This window comes from Zoogloea sp. (assembly GCF_028689785.1).
In the GTDB taxonomy this organism is placed as follows: domain Bacteria; phylum Pseudomonadota; class Gammaproteobacteria; order Burkholderiales; family Rhodocyclaceae; genus Zoogloea.
The window spans coordinates 1-19,517 of the sequence record NZ_JAQVCN010000016.1 but is presented as its reverse complement, the minus strand read 5'-3'; the positions used below and the strand labels follow the sequence as shown (position 1 = coordinate 19,517).

The window sequence follows — 19,517 nt, the reverse complement described above, 5'->3', positions numbered from 1 at the left end:
ATGGGTTGCATCTTGGGCATGGAATGCCACTAATTATTAGCCCTGCTGCACAAATAGGGAATAATTGCAATTTTTCTCAGTTTTTAACGGTGGGCAGCAATCATGGCAAAGCTGCGTCGATTGATGACAACGTTTACATCGGGCCTGGCGTGTGTATTGTCGAAGATGTAACTATTGGTACTAATTGCATAGTAGGCGCCGGTGCCGTCGTTGAAGGTGATGTGATGGAAAACTCCACAGTTGTAGGTTTTCCTGCAAGAGCGGTAGGTCCAAATAGGCAACCTGGGTGTGTTGGAAATCACTGGGTGAGCCCGTTAGAGAGGGAGAGATAGGAGTGAGTTTTTCGGTTGTTATTCCCCTGTTCAATAAGGCGGCATACGTTGGTCGGACGATTGATAGTGTTCTCTGTCAAACGCATTCTGATTTCGAACTGGTAGTTGTCGATGATGGTTCAACGGATGATTCTGTTCATATAGTAGAACAGTATTCAGACTCTCGAATTCGCCTTGTTAAAAAATCAAATGGTGGTGAGGGGTCAGCAAGAAATGCCGGAATAGATGCCGCAAAAAATGAATTAATTTGTTTTTTGGATGCGGATGATGAGTGGGCGCCATGGTTTCTTGAGGAAATTCACTCTTTGGTTTCAAGAAGTCCCAATGCTGTTTTGTACGCCACTGCGTTTTCTGTAAAAGAGCAAGATGGCTCTTTGCGGCAATATTATCAAGATGGAATTGGTAGGAATCTAGCGAATAATGGAGTTCTGAACTATTTAGGGTGCTTGGCGGAAAGTCAATTCGCGATTTCCTCTAGTTCAGTTTGCGTAAAAAAACGGGCTATGCAAGCCGTCGGCGCTTTTGATGAGAGTCTCAAGATCGGTGCTGATATTCATGCGTGGATCAGGGTCTGTTTTTTGGGCCACGCTTTATATAGTGCTCGACCTTCCGCTGTTTATCGTCGAGATGCTGAAGGTAGGTCGATTGATCAGAGCGGTCTGCATGGAAAAAGACTGGCTTTCTTGGAAAAACTACTTGTCTTGCAGAGTGAGGCTCCTCAGGGGGGCGATGTTCTGGTTAATTTACGAAGGTTTATAGCCTTTAAGGCGTATGAGTTGGCTGTCCAGTCTACAGGGCATGCGCGATTAGATGCGATTGCAATAGTTAATTCCCTGAGAAAATACCTGCCTTTGCGATTGAGGATTAATTTGACTTTAGGGCGATCGTTTAGGTGAAGAGAGTTCTTTTTGTTGTTTCTATTCTTTCATCGGGCGGCGCAGCACGAGTGTTGAGCGTGCTTGGGAATTATTTTTCTAACGAGAAGGATTTTCAAGTATCAGTTTTGACGCACATTCACGGCAGTGGCTATGACTTCGATTCCCGAGTTTTATTGCAGGCGCTCTATTCAAAGGATGAGCTGCGGTCGTCTTTGTGGAACAAGATTTGGCGGCGTATCGTTTATTGGCCGAGGCTGGTTAGGGCCGTTCTGAGGAATCGGCCAGATACAGTGGTTGTATTTCTCCGAGGGATGAATTGGCGGTTGATTATAATTTGCAGAATCCTCGGTATTCGTGTCGTGGCTGCGGAGCATACGAATCATCTTGCTGAGCGAGGATTTTGGACTTGGGTCGAAAGACGCTGGGTATATCCGTTTGCGAGTGCTCTAACAGTCTTGACCGAATTTGATAGAAGACATTATGCAACTTATCTCAATCAGGTCCGGCTGATTCCGAATCCTGCGAGCTTCCCTGTGACGGGAGGAAATTCTGCTCGAAGAAAAATTATTTTAGCCGCAGGAAGTCTTGATCGTTGGTATATCAAAGGGTTTGATACGCTAATTGATGTTTTTTCCCGGCTGTCAAGCAACCATCCGGATTGGAAACTCCGAATTGTTGGCCCTGGGGATAAGGGCAGAATGCACTTGATAAAGCTTGTTCAGGAGAAAGGCCTAGAGAAAAAGGTTGAATTGCCGGGCTTTAGTTCGATTCTGGATCAGGAGATGGCTGAAAGTGAGGTGTTCTGTCTAACCTCCCGCCATGAGGGGTTCTCGATGGTCCTGCTTGAAGCCATGTCAAAGGGCTGTGCATGTATCAGTTTTGATTGCCCAGCGGGGCCTGCAGATTTACTTGAGAATGGGCTTCACGGTGTTTTGATTCCACATCGTGACATCGATGCGTTTTGTTTGGGTCTAGATGGGCTGCTGGGATCAGAAAAGTTGCGTTACAAGTACTCAAGATCCGCGATAGAGTTTTCCAGAAATTATGAAGTCGAAAAGGTTGCAATGCATTGGCGTGAGATATTGTGACTCGGATCTTAGAAGGGATTTCTCGTGATTAATTTGGCGATTCTCATGCCCGATCTTCGCGGTGGTGGAGCAGAGCGTGTTGTCGTCAATTTGGCGAATTTTTTCGCAAAGCGTGGCTACGCGGTAGAGGTTGTTTTGCTGTCAGAACATGGAGAGTTTCTAGCAGATCTTTTACCTGAAGTTCGCGTAGTGGATCTGAAAGTTAAGCGTATCCGCCAGCTCCTTTTCCCGCTTATTCGTTATTTGCGTCAGGTGAGGCCGGAAGCGATGCTGGCTTGCATGTGGCCATTGACGGTGATTGCACTCTGGGCCCGTTGGTTGGCACGTGTGCCCACTCGAGTGGTTGTGGCGGAGCATACGACGTGGTCACGTTCAGAGCTCCTTTCTCAGCGGTCGCTTGGCTGGCAGATTCGCACGAGCATGCATCGTTTCTTCCCGAGGGCTCACGGCATAGTCACAGTGTCGCAGGGGGCTGCAGATGATTTGTCGGCGTTCGCACGTTTGGATCGCGCTTCCATCAGTGTTATCTACAACCCAGTAGTGGGTGAGTCGGCGCCATTGTCCGGTGCAATGTATTCGCCGAAAGACTGGTGGGATGGAACTCATCACAAGTTGTTGGCTGTAGGGACGCTCAAGGCGATCAAGGACTACAAGACCCTATTGGCCGCGTTTGCGCAATTGTGTGGTCGAATTGATACTCGGCTGTTGATTCTTGGTGAGGGCGAGTGCCGTTCGACATTGGAGAAGCAGGCCCGGGAATTAGGTATTGAGTCCAGCGTGTTCATGCCGGGTTTTGTAGCAGATCCCGTGCCCTATTACCGCCAGGCCGACCTGCATGTTTTGTCGTCGACCGGAGAAGGCCTGCCGACAGTAATCATTGAGGCCTTGGCTGCAGGGACGCCGGTGGTCAGTACTAATTGCCCATCCGGGCCGCGCGAAATTCTGTGTGATGGGCAATTCGGTCGTCTGGTGCCGGTGGGTGACGCGACGGCTCTGGCCGAGGCGATGTATTTATCTTTGACCAGTTCCCATGACACTGCTGCCCTCAAGACGCGTGCGCAGGATTTTTCGATCGACAAGGCCGTGGATCAGTATGAGGAACTGCTTTTCCCACGCTCAACCAAGAGCATCTCATGAAATCAGACGTCCTCTATATTTCCTACGATGGCATGCTCGAACCCCTGGGGCAGTCGCAGGTGCTTGCCTATTTGAAGCATTTGGCTGCAGGACGGAGTATTCATCTCATTAGTTTTGAGAAGCTCGAGGATTGGTCGGATTCCGTTGCGCGGGAGCGTGTTGCCCGAGATATCGCCGACGCCGGGATTATTTGGCATCCTCTGCGTTACCACAAACGGCCGTCGGCGCTCGCCACTTCCTGGGATATCGCTGTCGGCATTGCCTCGGGATTGTCGCTGGTGCTTCGTCATCGCCTGCGGATCGTGCACGCTCGGAGCTATGTTGCGTCCGTAATGGCACTTGCGATCAAGCGCATGACCGGTGCGGCCTTTGTGTTCGACATGCGCGGTTTTTGGGCGGATGAACGGGTCGATGGTGGCTTGTGGCCGCGGGAAGGGCGGATGTTTCGTGTGGCAAAGGGATTCGAGAAGCGTTTCTTGCTTGCTGCCGATCATGTGGTGTCGCTGACCCACGCCGCTGTTCATGAAATGAAACGCTTTCCCTATCTGGCGACACGAATGCCGCCAATGACGGTTATTCCCACTTGTGCGGATCTGGGCCGATTCAAGCCCACCTCGACTCAACGCGGGAGCGGCGGCTTCGTGCTCGGTTATGTTGGTTCGGCGGGAACATGGTATCTGTTTGATGAGGTTGTGGCCTGCTTTGCTCAATTGCTGCGTAGTAGACCCGAGGCACGGTTTTTAATCGTAAATCGTGGCGAACACGCCTATATCCGTGATCGTCTTGCTGCAGTCGGGGTACCGAATGGGTCCGTCGAGTTGACTACGGCAACGCACTCGGAGGTGCCGCTTCAGATGGCGCGGATGGATGCGGGGATTTTCTTCATCAAGCCTGTTTTTTCCAAACAGGCCTCTGCCCCGACCAAGCTCGCCGAGTTTCTTGGATGCGGAATTCCTTGCCTTGGTAATGCGGGAGTAGGCGATATGGCTGAGGTGTTGGAGGGTGAGCGTGTTGGCGTGGCGCTGGAGGCATTCGACCAGGCTTCGTTGGTCAATGGCCTTGAGCGACTGCTTGAGCTGGTAGCTGATCCTGATGTGAGTGCGCGTTGCGTATCCACGGCACGACGGCATTTTTCGCTGGATGAGGGGGTTGTCCGGTATGGAAATGTTTACCGACAACTGGCGGCGGTGGAATGAAGCTTCTTGTACTGCCCCGTTATGGCAGATTGGGAGCGAGCAGTCGCGTCCGCTTTCTCCAGTATTTACCCTGGCTGGAAGCGGCGGGCATTGACGTGACGGTATTGCCGCTTTTTTCCGATGCCTATGTGCAGGGGCTTCAACTCCAGAAGCGCAGTATCGTTGAGGTAGTGGCGGCCTATTTCCGGCGCGTGCAGGCCTTGGTGGCTAGCGGCTCCTTTGATCTGGTATGGATCGAGAAGGAAACCTTGCCGTGGCTGCCCGCTTGGCTGGAGCAGATGATGGCGTCCCGTCATATTCCGTATGCGCTGGATTATGATGATGCTGTTTTTCACTATTACGACTGGCATCGCAGCCCCTTGGTCCGGCGCATTCTTGGGGGCAAACATCCCGCATTGATGCGCGGCGCGGCGGCGGTAGTGGCAGGCAATCAATATCTCGCAGATTTTGCACGGGACTCCGGGGCCAAACATGTCGAGATCGTGCCGACGGTAATCGATCTGGAACGTTACCCGTCCCCGCCCCCTGAGAACATCCTTGCCCGCGAGAGCCGACCTTGTGTGGGCTGGATCGGCCAGCGTGCGACAGCTTCGTTTCTCGAGCCTTACAAGCCGCTGTTTGAACGTCTCTTGCAGGAGGGCCTGGGGTACTTTGCCGCTATCGGTATCGACACTCGCGCGCTGGGCCTGCCGATGGAGTCGATTGCCTGGAGTGAGCAGACAGAGGTGGCGTCAATCGCCAGCTTTGATATTGGGATCATGCCGCTGGTGGACGAACCGTTCGAGAGGGGTAAGTGCGGCTACAAGCTGATCCAGTATATGGCCTGCGGCCTGCCCGTTGTGGCCTCACCAGTGGGCGTTAACTGTCAAATCGTTGAGCATGGTGTGAACGGATTCCTCGCTGAAACACCCGAGCAATGGGAACATGCTATGCGCGTACTGCTTGCCGATCCAGCCCTGCGAACACAAATGGGGCAGGCCGGCCGGCAGAAGGTTGAAAAGCAGTATTGCATCCAGGTAACCGGCCCGCGGCTTGCCGGATTGCTGAAGGCCGTGGCCAGAGCCTGCGCCTGACAGTCAAAAGGATTAAATAAATATATGTGTGGAATCACAGGTGCGTTGAGCTTGGATGGCCTTGTGGAGCAATCCATTCGACGCATGACCGATACCCTGTTTTTGCGTGGGCCAGATGACGGTGGCGTGTGGTTGAATGCAGCTGGCGAGATCGGTTTAGGACATCGGCGGTTGTCGATTCTGGATTTATCCCCCGCCGGGCATCAGCCGATGCATTCTGCTTGCGGACGTTTCGTGATCGCATTCAATGGCGAGGTCTATAACCATCTGGACTTGCGCACCGAACTTGAGTCGGCAGGCGACGCACCCTCCTGGCGGGGGCATTCAGATACTGAAACGTTGCTTGCAGGCATCGCTGCCTGGGGGCTGGCGGCAACCCTGAAGCGGGCTGTTGGCATGTTTGCGATGGCAGTATGGGACCACCAAACGCGTACGTTGCAGCTTGCCCGCGACCGTATCGGCGAGAAGCCGCTTTATTACGGCTGGGTTCAGGGCGCCTTCGTGTTTGGTTCGGAGTTGAAGGCGCTGCGCGCTTATCCGGGCTTTGACAATCCTATCGATCGGGATGTGCTCGCACTCTATTTTCAGTTCTGCGCGGTACCTGCGCCGTATTCAATTTACAAGGATGTGTTCAAGCTGGAACCTGGTTGCATTCTGAGCCTGCAGGCCGAGTGTATGGTCGCCCGCAATCCGGCGATTGAGCCCTATTGGTCTTTTGTCGATGTGGTGCGGAAGGGTATGGCTGCTCCGATAGATGATGAGCATACGGCATTGGAGGCGCTGGAGTCGGTGCTCAAGCAGGCTATAGCGGCGCAATCGGTGGCGGATGTGCCATTGGGGGCATTTCTTTCCGGCGGGGTGGACTCATCCGCTATTGTCGCGCTGATGCAGTCCCAGTCTTCGAGGCCGGTGCAGACTTTCACAATTGGTTTCGATGAGGCTGGCTTTGACGAGTCACCCTATGCCATGGCGGTTGCAGGGCACTTGGGGACTGAACATAATGAGTTGCGGGTGCGTGCTTCTGATGCGCTTGCTGTGATTCCTACTCTGTCATCTCTTTACGATGAGCCCTTTGCGGACAGTTCCCAGATTCCTACCCATATCGTGTGTCGGGCCGCGCGTACCAAGCTGACAGTGGCACTTTCGGGGGACGCTGGAGACGAGTTGTTTGGTGGTTATAACCGCTATTTCTGGGGCCGGCGGATTTGGAGTCGGATGGGCTGGATTCCTCTTCCGCTGCGGCAAAAGCTCGGGTCGGCGATGGCAGGCTTTTCTCCGGACTCCTGGGACAGGATTGGAGGCTTGTTGTCAGGAGCGCGGGGGGTGGTCCGGATGGGTGACAAGGTCCATAAGCTTGCACATGGCCTCAAGACAGTGCGGGGCCTGGATGATCTGTATCGAAGCCTTGTTACTGAATGGCCGTCGACGTCCAAGCTCGTCATCGGAGCAGGACCCTTGCCGACCCGACTCGATGACGCAACACTGGTTGCCGGGATTAATGATTCAGAGCATCGGATGATGCTCTGGGATACCTTGACGTACCTGCCCGATGACATTTTGACAAAGGTTGATCGGGCTGCCATGGGCATTTCCCTTGAAACTCGTGTGCCTTTCCTCGATCACCGGGTTGTTGAATTCGCTTGGCGTTTGCCCCTGAATTTGAAGATTCGCAATGGGCAGGGCAAGTGGGCATTGCGTCAGGTGCTTTATAAATATGTTCCGCAGGAACTGATCGAGCGTCCCAAAGCCGGTTTCGGAATTCCGGTTGGAGAGTGGCTGCGTGGCCCTCTGCGTGAGTGGGCAGAAGCCTTGCTGGACGAGGAACGTCTGTCCCGCGAGGGATACCTGAATCCCGCGCCGATTCGTCTGGCGTGGTCCCAGCATCTGAGTGGCCGTCACGACTGGACGCCCCGTTTGTGGTGTGTGCTGATGTTTCAGGCATGGTTGGAGAGTAGCTCCTGATATGTGGCCGTACTGGTTGATGTTTCTTGTACCTGCACTTGCTGCCGTTAGCGGGAGGGCACGTTTTGTCTTGGCCCATCCTGCAGGCAGGAGCAGAGCCGATCCGACGTGGTGGTGCGTTGGGTTTCTATACAGCTTGATGATCGGCTATCGTGTTGAGGTCGGTGGAGACTGGTTCAACTACTTTCATTTCCTTGATGACGTAAAGGGTCTCTCGGTGCCCGAGGTATTGGCGATGTCCGACCCTGGTTATCATTTTGTTAACTGGTTGAGTCTTGAATTGGGGGGGGGGATTTTTGGCGTCAATCTGATATGCGGCGGAATTTTTGCGGGAGGGCTTGTGAGGTTTTGCCGGGCTCTACCGCGTCCATGGTTGGCGATGGCCGTATCTGTACCTTACTTGGTGATCGGTGTGGCCATGGGGTACAGCCGCCAGGGCGTTGCGTTGGGCTTGGCGATGCTTGGACTTGTGGCGTTGATGCACCGCTCGACCTTGAGGTTTGTCGTGTGGGTTGTGCTAGGTGCAACCTTTCATAAGACAGCAGTGCTTTTGCTGCCTATTGCGGCACTTGCGGCTTCGCGGAACAGGTTGTTGACCGTGGCATGGGTCGGCATGGTTTCCGTGGCTGCATACGGCCTCTTGTTGCAGGATTCCATCGACACCCTGTACTCAGGTTACATTGACGCAGGGTACCAGTCAGAAGGCGCATTGATTCGACTGTTGATGAATGCGGTGCCGGCCGGGATTTTGCTGCTGTGGTGGAAGCGTTTCCGCTTTGGTGCTGGCGAGGCCTCCTTATGGCGCTGGTGTTCCATCATTTCGATGGTCTTGCTTGTGATTTTGTTTATATCGCCGTCCTCTACTGCCGTAGATCGGATTGCGCTGTATATGCTCCCGCTGCAGATGGTGGTGTCCTCTCATTTGTCGGAAGTATTTGGTAAGCCGCGTAGCCGAAATCAGGAATTTGTATTTGGTGTATTGCTGTATTACGCCACCGTTTTGTTTGTGTGGCTGAATTTTGCCAATCACTCCCAATACTGGCTGCCCTATCGCTTTTATCCGCTGGAGCTTCTGTGAAGGTTGTCCTGTTCGCTAATACCGAGTGGTATCTCTACAACTTTCGCCGATCCTTGGCGCTGGCTTTACGCGACGCCGGTTATGAAGTCCTGCTTGTTTCGCCTCCAGGCCCCTACGGGGAGAAGCTCAGGCAACTGGGCTTTCGCTGGATTCCGGCGCCAATGGAGCGGCGTAGCCTGAACCCGCTGCGGGAGCTTGCACTGGTGCTTTGGCTGAAGCGCTTGTTTGCACAGGAGCAGGTGGATCTTGTTCATGGTTTTACGATCAAGTGCGCTGTCTATGGCTCACTGGCAGCGCGGCTTGCCGGAATTCCGGCACGGGTTAATGCTGTAGCTGGAATGGGCTACGTTTTTACCAGTGAAGACCTGAAGGCGCGCTTGCTCCGGCCCATTGTGCGTAGCCTGATGCGACTGGCCCTCGACGGGCAGGGCGCGCGGCTCATTTTGCAGAACCCGGACGATGTGGCTTTGTTCGAACGGGCGGGCCTGGTGGATGCCAGTCTCGTGCGGCTCATTCCTGGTTCCGGGGTGGATTGCCGCCGTTTTGTGCCCAAGGCTGGGAGAACCCGGGGGGGGCGGTTTCGCGTGCTGCTTGCTGCCCGCTTGCTGTGGGACAAAGGGCTGGCCGAATACGTCGATGCTGCGCGAAAGCTCCGTTTGGACGGGCGCGACATCGAGTTTTTGCTTGCCGGCGATCCTGACCCTGGAAACCCGGCCGCTGTGCCTGAAGGCTCTGTGCGGGCTTGGGTGGACGAGGGCTTGTTGCAGTGGCTGGGCCACGTGGATGACATGGCCGCGCTGTTTGAAACCGTTGATGCAGTTGTGTTGCCCAGTTACCGCGAGGGTTTGCCCAAAGGCCTGATCGAAGCGGCGGCCTCTGGTTTGCCGCTGGTGACGACGGATGTGCCTGGCTGCCGTGAGGTGGTTACAGACGGGGTAGATGGCCTGCTGGTTCCTGTGAAGAACGGTGAAGCTTTGGCTCGTGCAATTGCCCGATTGCATGATGACCCATTGCTCTGTTCAAGGTTGGGAGCTGCAGCACGTGAGAAGGCTCTAAATGAGTTTGATGAGCAGATTGTGATTGAACGGACGATTTCGGTATATCGGGAGTTTGTTGTTGGTTCTTGATCCGAAATCTCTTCTATTTTCTTGTATTGGTAATAATCCATGATTCTCGTAACCGGCGGCGCCGGCTTCATCGGCGCAAACTTCGTACTGGACTGGCTCTCGGTGAGCGACGAACCGGTAGTGAACCTGGACGCCCTGACCTACGCGGGCAACCTCGAGAACCTCGCCTCCCTGAAGGGCGACCCGCGGCACATCTTCGTGCAGGGCGACATCTGCGACCGTGAGCTGGTCGACCGCCTGTTCGCCGAGCACCAGCCCCGTGCCATCGTCCACTTTGCCGCCGAAAGCCACGTCGATCGCTCCATCCACGGCCCTGGCGACTTCGTGCGTACCAACGTGAATGGCACCTTCACCCTGCTCGAAGCCGCCCGTGGCCACTGGATGAGCCTTGAAGAAGCCGGCAAGGCCGCGTTCCGCTTCCATCACGTGAGCACCGACGAGGTGTACGGCTCCCTCGGTCCCAATGCCCCGGCCTTTTCAGAGACCAAGACCTACGAGCCCAACAGCCCGTATTCGGCCAGCAAGGCTGCCTCCGACCACCTGGTGCGCGCCTGGCACCACACCTACGGCCTGCCGGTGACCACCAGCAACTGCTCCAACAACTACGGCCCGTATCATTTCCCCGAGAAGCTCATCCCGCTGATGATCGCCAATGCGTTGGCCGGCAAACCGCTGCCCGTCTATGGCGACGGCCAGCAAATCCGCGACTGGCTGTACGTGACCGACCACTGCAGCGCCATCCGCGCGGTGCTCGCCAAGGGCACCCCCGGCGAGGTGTACAACGTGGGTGGCTGGAACGAAAAGCCGAACATCGAGATCGTGCACACCCTGTGTGCGCTGCTCGACGAGCTCAAGCCGGACCCGGCTGGCAGCTACAGCCGCCTGATCACCTACGTCACCGACCGCCCCGGCCACGACCGCCGCTACGCCATCGACGCCCGCAAGATCGAGCGCGAGCTTGGCTGGCGCCCGGCCGAAACCTTCGAGACCGGCATCCGCAAGACCGTTGCGTGGTATCTGGTCAACCAGGCGTGGGTCGGTCACATCCTCAGCGGCGCTTACCGCGAGTGGGTCGACACCAACTACGCGGGCCGCTGAAACATGAAGATTCTCCTCCTCGGCAAGAACGGCCAGGTCGGCTGGGAGTTGCAGCGCAGTCTGGCGCCCCTCGGTGAGCTCATCGCCCTCGACCACGACGGCGCCCCCGGCCTGTCGGGCGACTTCGCCGATCCCGAAAGCCTTGCCGCCACCGTGCGTGCCGTCGCCCCCGGGCTCATCGTCAATGCTGCTGCCCACACTGCAGTGGACAAGGCCGAGAGCGAACCCGGGCTGGCCCGCGCCCTCAACGCACTGGCCCCCGGCGTGCTGGCTCGCGAAGTCGCCGCCCTCGGCGCGCTGCTGGTCCATTACTCCACCGACTACGTCTTCGACGGCAGCGGCAGCACCCCGTGGACCGAGGACGCCACCACCGGGCCACTGTCCGTCTATGGCCGCACCAAGTGCGAAGGCGAAGAACGAATCCGCGCCAGCGGCTGCTGCCACCTGATCTTCCGCACTAGCTGGGTGTATGCGGCCCGCGGCGGCAACTTCGCCAAGACCATGCTCAAGCTCGCCGCCGAGCGTGACAAGCTGACCATCATCGACGACCAGCACGGCGCGCCCACTGGGGCCGAGCTGCTTGCCGACGTCAGCGCTCACGCCGCCCGCATGGCCCTCGCGAATCCGGCGCTGGCAGGCACCTATCACCTGGCCGCCGCCGGCGAAACCACCTGGCACGGTTATGCCCGCCATGTCATCGAATTTGCCCGTGCCCGGGGTGTGCCCGTCCAGGTTGCCGCGGACGCCATTCGGCCCGTGCCGACCAGTGCCTTCCCGACCCCGGCCGCCCGCCCGCTCAACTCCCGGCTCGATACCGGCAAGCTGCAGCGCGCTTTCGGCCTCATCCCGCCGCCCTGGCAGCAGGGCATTGACCGCATGCTCGAGGAAATCCTGTAGGGGCGGCTTTAGCCGCCCACCACACCACGACACGATCTGAAACGGACAACACCATGACCCAACGCAAAGGCATCATCCTCGCCGGCGGCTCCGGCACCCGGCTGCATCCGGCCACGCTGGCCGTCTCCAAGCAGCTCATCCCGGTGTACGACAAGCCGATGATCTACTACCCCCTCAGCACCCTGATGCTGGCGGGGATCCGCGACATCCTGATCATCTCCACCCCGCAGGACACCCCGCGCTTCCAGCAATTGCTGGGGGACGGCAGCCAGTGGGGCCTCAACCTGCAATATGCCGTCCAGCCCAGCCCGGACGGCCTCGCCCAAGCCTTCATCATTGGCGAGGACTTCGTCAATAACGGCCCCAGCGCGCTGATCCTCGGCGACAACCTTTTCTACGGCCATGACTTCGGCACCAGCCTGCGCACCTCCAGCCAGCAAACCGGGGGCGCCACCGTCTTCGCCTACCCGGTGCACGATCCCGAGCGTTACGGCGTCGTCGAGTTCGACAAGGATGGTCGCGCCATAAGCCTCGAAGAGAAGCCTGCCGTGCCGAAGAGCCGCTACGCCGTCACTGGCCTCTACTTCTACGACAACCGTGTCGTCGACGTGGCCAAGAACCTGAAGCCCGGCGTGCGCGGCGAACTGGAAATCACCGACGTGAACCGTCAGTACCTCGAATGGGATGCGCTGGATGTGCAGGTAATGGGCCGCGGCCACGCCTGGCTCGACACCGGCACTCACGAAAGCCTGCTCGAAGCCAGCCTGTTCATTCAGACCATCGAAAAGCGCCAGGGCCTCAAGATCGCCTGCCCCGAAGAAATTGCCTGGCGCGCCGGCTGGATCGATGCCGAACACCTGCAAAAGCTCGCCGCCCCGCTGGCCAAGAACGGCTACGGCCAGTACCTGCTGCGCATCCTCGACGAAAAGGTCTTCTGATGAACGTCGTCCAGACCGCCATCCCCGGCCTGCTGATCCTTGAGCCCAAGGTCTTTGGGGATAGTCGCGGCTTCTTCATGGAAAGCTTCAACGCCAGGGCTTTCCAGGAGGCCACCGGGCTCGAGGTGAACTTCGTGCAGGACAACCATTCCCGCTCCGGCAAAGGTGTGCTGCGCGGTCTGCACTACCAGATCGAGCAAGCCCAGGGAAAGCTGGTGCGCGTCGTGCGTGGCTCGGTGCTCGACGTGGCCGTCGACCTGCGCAAGGCCTCGCCGACCTTCGGTAAGTGGGAGGGGGTCGAGCTCAGCGAGGAGAACAGCCGTCAGTTGTGGATTCCGCCGGGCTTCGCCCACGGCTTCCTGGTGACCAGCGAGTGGGCCGACTTCCTTTACAAGACCACCGATTACTACGCCCCGCAGTTCGAGCGCAGCCTGGCCTGGAACGACCCGACGGTGGGTGTGGTGTGGCCGCTGACCGGCGAGCCGCAATTGTCAGCCAAGGATGTGGCCGGCAAGGCGCTGGCCGAGTGCGAAACGTTCGCCTGAATATTCTTTAATTTCTTTCGGAAAAAAATGACCACAATCGCAATAATCGGCCTCGGCTACGTCGGCCTGCCCCTCGCCGTCGAATTCGGCAAGAAGATGAAGACCGTCGGTTTTGACCTGTCCGTGGAGAAGGTGGAGTCCTACGGCCGCTTCATCGACCCGACCGGCGAGGTGAGCACCGAAGACCTGAAGGCCGCCACCCAGCTCACCTGCAGCACCGACCCGAAGATCATCGGCGAAGCCGACTTCATCATCGTGGCCGTGCCCACCCCGGTGGACGACGCCCACCAGCCGGATTTCACTCCCTTGGTGAAGTCCTCCGAGAGCGTCGGCAAGCACCTCAAGAAGGGTGCCATCGTGGTGTACGAATCCACCGTCTATCCGGGCGCCACCGAGGAAGTGTGCATCCCCATCCTCGAGAAGTTCTCCGGCCTCAAGTGGAAGCAGGACTTCAACGTCGGCTACTCCCCCGAGCGGATCAACCCGGGCGACAAGGAACGCACCGTCACCAAGATCATGAAGGTGGTCTCCGGCGACACGCCCGAGACCCTCAAGAAGGTCGAGGAAGTGTACGGTGCGGTGATCACCGCCGGCGTGTATCCGGCCAGTTCCATCAAGGTGGCCGAGGCCGCCAAGGTGATCGAAAACACCCAGCGCGACCTCAACATCGCCCTGATGAACGAGCTGTCGGTGATCTTCCACAAGATCGGCATCGACACCATCGAAGTCCTGAAGGCCGCCGGCACCAAGTGGAACTTCCTGCCCTTCCGTCCGGGTCTGGTGGGCGGTCACTGCATCGGCGTCGATCCCTACTATCTGACCCACAAGGCCGACATGCTGGGCTACCACCCGCAGGTCATCCTGGCCGGCCGTCGCATCAACGACAGCATGGGCAAGTACGTGGCCGAGCAGACCGTCAAGGAGATGATCAGCGCCGGGCACAACATCAAGGGCGCCAACGTCATCGTGCTGGGCCTGACCTTCAAGGAAAACTGTCCCGACCTGCGCAACAGCAAGGTCATTGACGTGATCCGCGAGCTGCAGAGCTTCGGCTGCAACGTGCTGGTGCACGATCCGGTGGCTGAGTCCGCCGAGGCTGAACACGAGTACGGTGTGAGCCTGACGGCCTGGGACGATCTGCCCCGTGCGGCTGCCATTGTGGCTGCAGTGGCCCATTCCGTGTACGCGGAGCTGGGTGTGGCGCGGCTGTGCGAGAAGCTGGTGCCCAAAGGCGTGTTCACCGATGTGAAGAGCTTTTACGACCCGGTGGCCCTTGAAGCGGCTGGCGCGAAAGTGTGGCGGCTTTGATGGGCTGACCTGTGGGCGGTGGCAGGGCCCACGCTTTTGTGTAATGCGCGGGAGCGCTGGTGTAGCAACGCGTGCCCGTTTCAATTTGTGCCAGGGCTTGCTCGCCCATGGCGTTTAAGGATCTTGTGATGGCAAAAGGAATGATCCTGGCCGCAGGCCAGGGAACCCGGGTGCGCCCGCTTACTAAGAACGTGCCCAAGCCCATGGTGCCCATTCTCGGCAAGCCGCTGATGGAGTATCTGATCGAGCATCTGGCCCGGCATGAGGTGCGGCAGATCATGGTGAATGTGGCGTTCAACCATTACAAGATCGAGGATTTCTTCGGCGACGGCCGGCGCTGGGGCGTGGAGATGGGCTATTCCTACGAGGGCAAGCGGGACCACGGCGACATCGTGCCCAAGCCCCTCGGCTCGGCGGGCGGGATGCGCCGGATCCAGGATTTTGGTGGTTTCTTCGACGAGACGACGCTGGTGCTGTGCGGGGATGCCATTGTCGATCTGGACATTTCCGCAGCCATTGCCGAGCACAAGGCCAAAGGTGCTCTGGCCACGGTGGTCACCGTGGAAGTGCCCCTGGAGCAGGTGAAGAACTACGGGGTGGTGGTGGCCGATGTGGAGGGACGCATCCAGTCCTTCCAGGAAAAGCCTGCGCCCGAGGAGGCGAAGTCGCGGCTGGCGAGTACGGGGATCTACATTTTCGAGCCCGAGATCCTCGACTACATTCCCGAGGGGGTGGAGTTTGATATTGGTGGGCAGTTGTTTCCCAGGTTGGTCGAGTTGGGCGTGCCGTTTTATGCCCAGCGGCACGAGTTCAACTGGATCGACATCGGCCGGCTGACCGACTATTGGGACGTGCTGCAGCGGGTGCTGCGCGGTGAGGTGGCCCAGATGCACATGCCGGGCACCGAGGTGCGGCCGGGGGTGTGGGTGGGGCTCAATACCTCGGTGGCCTGGGACAGCGTGCAGATTGTAGGGCCGGTGTATATCGGCTCAAACGTACGCATCGAGCCTGGTTCATCCGTGATCGGCCCCACCTGGATCGGCCACGGCAGCCACCTCCGCGCCGGCTCGCGGGTAGAGAAGAGCATCCTGTTTGAATACACACGGATAGGCGAGGGGATGCGCTTTTCCGAGAAGATCCTGTCGCCCCAGTATTGCGTGGATAGGAGCGGCGACGCAGTGTATGTGGGGGATGACACCTGCACCCTGCGCTGGGGAGATGCCCGGGCGTAAAGCACCGGCCCGTCGTCAGCCCGTAGGGGCGACTTCAGTCGCCCTCCGAGCGCCAATCACAGGTAGGCCGTTGATCGAAGTGCGCGGGCGACTGAAGTCGCCCCTACAACGCACCCCTACAACGCGCGGCAGCGGTCGTAGGGGTGGTGGCCGCTGCTTGGCGTGGTGTGGGGCTGGCTCACGCCGCAGCGGCTTTGACTATCTCCGCCAGGGTGTGTGCAAGCCGGGAGACCTGGTCGCCATCGCGCCCTTCCACCATCACCCGCAGCAGAGGCTCGGTGCCGGAGGGGCGGAGCAGGATGCGGCCGGTGTCGGCCAGTTCGGCTTCTGCTGCGGCCACGGCTGCCTTGATGGCTTCGTTGGCGGCCCAGTTGAAGCCGGGCTTGATCCGCACATTGACCAGTTTCTGCGGGTAGAAAACCAGATCCGCGCAGATCTCCTTCAGGGTCAGGCCGTGGCTCTGTAGTGCCGCCAGCACCTGCAGGCCGGCGATGATGCCGTCCCCGGTGGTGTGATGATCCAGGCAGATGATGTGGCCGGAGTTTTCGCCACCCAGTGTCCAGCCCTTTTCGTGCAGCACTTCCAGCACATAGCGGTCGCCCACCTTGGCCCGTGCAAAGGGGATGCCGAGGCGTGCCAGGGCATGCTCGAAGCCGAGATTGCTCATCAGCGTTCCGACTACGCCCGGTACGGGGCGTCCGCTGAGTTGCGCGGCCTTGGCGATCACGTAGAGGATCTTGTCGCCGTCGTACACCTCGCCGTCGGCATCGACCATAACGATGCGGTCTCCGTCGCCGTCGAGGGCAATGCCCAGGTCGGCGCTGCTCTTCAGCACGGCGTCGCGGATGCTCTGGGGTGACGTGGCCCCGACCTTGTCGTTGATGTTCATGCCGTTGGGTTCGGCGCCCACCACGACGAGTTCGGCCCCCAGCTCGTGGAAGACCTTGGGGGCCACCATGTAGGCGGCGCCGTGGGCGCAGTCGAGCGCAATCTTCAGGCTCCGCAGATCGAGCTCGTTGGGGAAGGTGCTCTTGCAGAACTCCACGTAGCGCCCCCGGGCGTCGTCGATCCGCCGCGCCTTGCCGAGTTTGGCGGACGATTCGCAGCCCATGGGCTCGTCGAGGCGGGACTCGATCTCCAGCTCCACCGCGTCGGGGAGCTTGGTGCCCGCCGCCGAGAAGAACTTGATGCCGTTGTCTTCAAACGGGTTATGGGAGGCCGAAATCACCACGCCCACCTGCAGGCGCAGGGCGCGGGTCAGGTAGGCAATGGCGGGCGTGGGCAGCGGGCCGGCCAGATACACATCCACCCCCGCCGCCGAAAACCCGGCCTCCAGCACGGACTCCAGCATGTAGCCGGAAATCCGCGTGTCCTTGCCAATGATCACCGCCGGGTGCTCACCTGGGCGCAGATGCTCATGGGCCACCAGCGTCTTGCCCGCGGCGTAACCCAGCTGCATGCAGAAGTCGGGCTTGATGGGCGCCTGACCAACGCACCCTCTTACGCCATCCGTACCAAAATACCGTCGGGACATTCTTACCTCTTAGAAAATAAAACGAGCTTGAATCGGTTGCAGAACAGCGGGCCTCAAGAGCGTCAGACCGTTTGGAGCACCCGCTTCTCGATGTGAAGTCCGGCAGCGGTCACCCTGTTCACAAGCGCATCGAGACCGAACCAATTCCTCCAATAAGTCGTGGAAACGTTTCGTGGCCAAGCAAGGGAGCGCCCCCCCGGAACTCGACAGCGTTAGTCATTTACGACCATACAAACTCTTATATAAACAGGCAAGTTCACTCCACCGTCACGCTCTTCGCCAAATTCCGCGGCTTGTCCACATCCGTGCCCTTCACCAGCGCGGCGTGGTAGCTGAGCAGTTGCAGGGGGATGACGTGGAGGATGGGGGAGAGCATGCCGTAGTGTTCGGGCAGGTGCAGGATGTGCACGCCTTCGCTCTCGGGGATCTCGCTGCCGGCGTCGGCAAACACATAGAGCTCGCCGCCGCGGGCTTTCACTTCCTGCAGGTTGCTCTTGAGCTTCTCGAGCAGGCTGTCGTTGGGGGCCACGGAGATGACGGGCATGTCCTTGTCCACCAGGGCCAGGGGGCCGTGCTTGAGCTCGCCGGCGGGGTAGGCCTCGGCGTGGATGTAGGAGATTTCCTTGAGCTTGAGGGCGCCTTCGAGGGCGATGGGGTAGTGCTCGCCGCGGCCCAGGAAGAGGGCGTGTTGCTTGTCGGCGAAACGCTGGGCCCAGCGTTCGATCTCGGGTTCGAGCTCGACGACCTTGGCGACGGCCACGGGGAGGTGGCGCAGCTGGGTGAGGTGTTCGGCTTCGGCGGTTTCGCTGAGGTGGCCGTTGACCTTGGCCAGGGCCAGGGTAAGCAGGGCCAGGGCGGCGAGCTGGGTGGTGAAGGCCTTGGTGGAGGCGACACCGATCTCGGGGCCGGCGCGGGTGACGAAGCGCAGGGCGGTTTCGCGGACGATGGCGGACTCGGGCACGTTGCAGATGGCCAGGGTCTTGGTCATGCCCAGGCCCTTGGCAAACTTGAGGGCGGCCAGGGTGTCGGCGGTTTCGCCGGACTGGGAGATGACGACGACCAGGGTGTCGGGGTCGGGCACGGATTCGCGGTAGCGGTATTCGCTGGCGATCTCGACGGTGCACTGGAGCTTGGCGACGGATTCGATCCAGTAGCGGGCGACGAGGCCGGCGTGGTAGCTGGTGCCGCAGGCGAGGATGAGGACGCGGCGGGTGGCGCCGAAGATGCCTACGGCGTCGGAGCCGAAGAGCTGCGGGGAGATGCCGCCACCGCCGGCGATCATTTCGAGGGTGTTGCCCAGGGCCTGGGGCTGCTCGAAGATCTCTTTCTGCATGTAGTGGCGGTACTTGCCCAGCTCGACGGCGTCAGCCGACAGGCTGGAGATGTTGACCGGGCGCTCGACGGGGGTGCCGTCGGAGAGGGTGACGCGGAAGCCTTCGAGGGTCAGCTCGGCCACGTCGCCGTCTTCCAGGTACACCACCTTGCGGGTGACCTGCAGCAGGGCGGCGGTGTCGGAAGCGGCGTAGTGGCCGTCTTCGCCGATGCCCAGGAGCAGGGGCGAGCCCTTGCGGGCGACGATGGCGCGGTGGGGTTCGGCTTCGCTCACGACGCCGATGGCGTAGGCGCCGATCAGCTGACCGATGGTGACGCGCACGGCCTCGAAGAGGTCGGGGGTGGTCTTGAGGGTGTCGTGGAGCAGGTGGGCGATGGCTTCGGTGTCGGTGTCGGAGGTGAAGGCGTAGCCCTTGGCCTGCAGGGCGCTGCGCAGGGCCTCGAAGTTTTCGATGATGCCGTTATGCACCACGGCGAGGCCGTCGGAGATGTGGGGGTGGGCGTTGCGCTCGCAGGGCACGCCGTGGGTGGCCCAGCGGGTGTGGGCGATGCCGATCTCGGCGGCAAGCTGGGTGGCGTCGGCCTGGGCGGTGAGCTCGGCGACGCGGCCGACGGCACGCAGGCGCTGGAGCTGACCGTCCTTGAGCACGGCCAGCCCGGCGGAGTCATAGCCCCGGTATTCCAGCTTGCGCAGGCCTTCGAGCAGTACGGGGACGATGTTGCGACGGGCAATAGCGGTAACGATGCCACACATGGTGGGGG

Annotated in this window: 17 protein-coding genes; 15 read left to right on the top strand and 2 right to left on the bottom strand. The window is 59.3% G+C overall.

Annotation, left to right across the window (positions count from 1 at the left end; all coding sequences use genetic code 11):
- The first annotated feature begins 23 nt into the window (after positions 1-23).
- The 15 genes from PHI64_RS23585 to PHI64_RS09320 all read left to right on the top strand — a co-directional run bounded on the left by PHI64_RS23585 (position 24) and on the right by PHI64_RS09320 (position 15,889).
- The gene (locus PHI64_RS23585; protein ID WP_366945167.1) at positions 24-332 is read left to right on the top strand and encodes a hypothetical protein; all 309 of its coding nucleotides are present in this window, start codon (positions 24-26) and stop codon (positions 330-332) included.
- Between the two features lie 2 nt (positions 333-334).
- The gene (locus tag PHI64_RS09385; RefSeq protein ID WP_299881956.1) at positions 335-1,228 is read left to right on the top strand and encodes a glycosyltransferase family A protein; all 894 of its coding nucleotides are present in this window, start codon (positions 335-337) and stop codon (positions 1,226-1,228) included.
- Positions 1,225-2,298, top strand: coding sequence for a glycosyltransferase family 4 protein (locus tag PHI64_RS09380; protein ID WP_299881954.1), 1,074 nt, complete (start codon positions 1,225-1,227; stop codon positions 2,296-2,298). The genes PHI64_RS09385 and PHI64_RS09380 overlap by 4 nt, the downstream gene beginning before the upstream one ends.
- A gap of 45 nt (positions 2,299-2,343) precedes the next feature.
- Entirely contained in the window at positions 2,344-3,435 is a 1,092-nt protein-coding gene (locus PHI64_RS09375; protein WP_299881952.1) for a glycosyltransferase, read from the top strand.
- A complete protein-coding gene (locus PHI64_RS09370) occupies positions 3,432-4,631 on the top strand; it encodes a glycosyltransferase (RefSeq protein WP_299881950.1) in 1,200 nt (399 codons plus the stop codon). Before PHI64_RS09375 ends, PHI64_RS09370 begins: the two co-directional genes overlap by 4 nt.
- Positions 4,628-5,704 carry a glycosyltransferase family 4 protein gene (locus PHI64_RS09365; RefSeq protein WP_299881948.1) on the top strand — a complete coding sequence of 359 codons (1,077 nt, stop codon included), beginning with the start codon at positions 4,628-4,630 and terminating at the stop codon, positions 5,702-5,704. Before PHI64_RS09370 ends, PHI64_RS09365 begins: the two co-directional genes overlap by 4 nt.
- Positions 5,705-5,728: 24 nt before the next feature.
- Positions 5,729-7,666 carry an asparagine synthase (glutamine-hydrolyzing) gene (asnB, locus tag PHI64_RS09360; RefSeq protein WP_299881946.1) on the top strand — a complete coding sequence of 646 codons (1,938 nt, stop codon included), beginning with the start codon at positions 5,729-5,731 and terminating at the stop codon, positions 7,664-7,666.
- A gap of 1 nt (position 7,667) precedes the next feature.
- Positions 7,668-8,744, top strand: coding sequence for an EpsG family protein (locus PHI64_RS09355; protein ID WP_366945166.1), 1,077 nt, complete (start codon positions 7,668-7,670; stop codon positions 8,742-8,744).
- Positions 8,741-9,871, top strand: a complete 1,131-nt coding sequence (locus tag PHI64_RS09350; RefSeq protein ID WP_299881944.1) for a glycosyltransferase family 4 protein — start codon at positions 8,741-8,743, stop codon at positions 9,869-9,871. Before PHI64_RS09355 ends, PHI64_RS09350 begins: the two co-directional genes overlap by 4 nt.
- A 39-nt stretch (positions 9,872-9,910) precedes the next feature.
- Positions 9,911-10,969, top strand: a complete 1,059-nt coding sequence (gene rfbB, locus PHI64_RS09345; RefSeq protein ID WP_299881942.1) for a dTDP-glucose 4,6-dehydratase — start codon at positions 9,911-9,913, stop codon at positions 10,967-10,969.
- Positions 10,970-10,972: 3 nt separating this feature from the next.
- Positions 10,973-11,866 (top strand): dTDP-4-dehydrorhamnose reductase, encoded by an 894-nt coding sequence (gene rfbD, locus PHI64_RS09340; protein WP_299881940.1) that lies wholly within the window; start codon positions 10,973-10,975, stop codon positions 11,864-11,866.
- Between the two features lie 53 nt (positions 11,867-11,919).
- Positions 11,920-12,804, top strand: coding sequence for a glucose-1-phosphate thymidylyltransferase RfbA (gene rfbA / locus PHI64_RS09335; protein WP_299881938.1), 885 nt, complete (start codon positions 11,920-11,922; stop codon positions 12,802-12,804).
- A complete protein-coding gene (rfbC, locus tag PHI64_RS09330; protein WP_299881936.1) occupies positions 12,804-13,349 on the top strand; it encodes a dTDP-4-dehydrorhamnose 3,5-epimerase in 546 nt (181 codons plus the stop codon). Before rfbA ends, rfbC begins: the two co-directional genes overlap by 1 nt.
- Positions 13,350-13,376: 27 nt before the next feature.
- The gene (locus PHI64_RS09325; RefSeq protein ID WP_299881934.1) at positions 13,377-14,657 is read left to right on the top strand and encodes a nucleotide sugar dehydrogenase; all 1,281 of its coding nucleotides are present in this window, start codon (positions 13,377-13,379) and stop codon (positions 14,655-14,657) included.
- A gap of 128 nt (positions 14,658-14,785) precedes the next feature.
- Positions 14,786-15,889 (top strand): NDP-sugar synthase, encoded by a 1,104-nt coding sequence (locus tag PHI64_RS09320; RefSeq protein WP_299881932.1) that lies wholly within the window; start codon positions 14,786-14,788, stop codon positions 15,887-15,889.
- 178 nt (positions 15,890-16,067) lie between these two features.
- On the opposite strand, the gene glmM is transcribed toward PHI64_RS09320, so the two are convergent.
- Together glmM and glmS are read right to left on the bottom strand one after the other, a co-directional pair.
- The gene (gene glmM, locus PHI64_RS09315; protein ID WP_299881930.1) at positions 16,068-17,423 is read right to left on the bottom strand and encodes a phosphoglucosamine mutase; all 1,356 of its coding nucleotides are present in this window, start codon (positions 17,421-17,423) and stop codon (positions 16,068-16,070) included.
- Positions 17,424-17,679: 256 nt separating this feature from the next.
- Complete coding sequence (glmS, locus tag PHI64_RS09310; RefSeq protein WP_299882041.1) at positions 17,680-19,509, bottom strand: glutamine--fructose-6-phosphate transaminase (isomerizing); 1,830 nt, start codon at positions 19,507-19,509, stop codon at positions 17,680-17,682.
- Positions 19,510-19,517 lie beyond the last annotated feature (8 nt).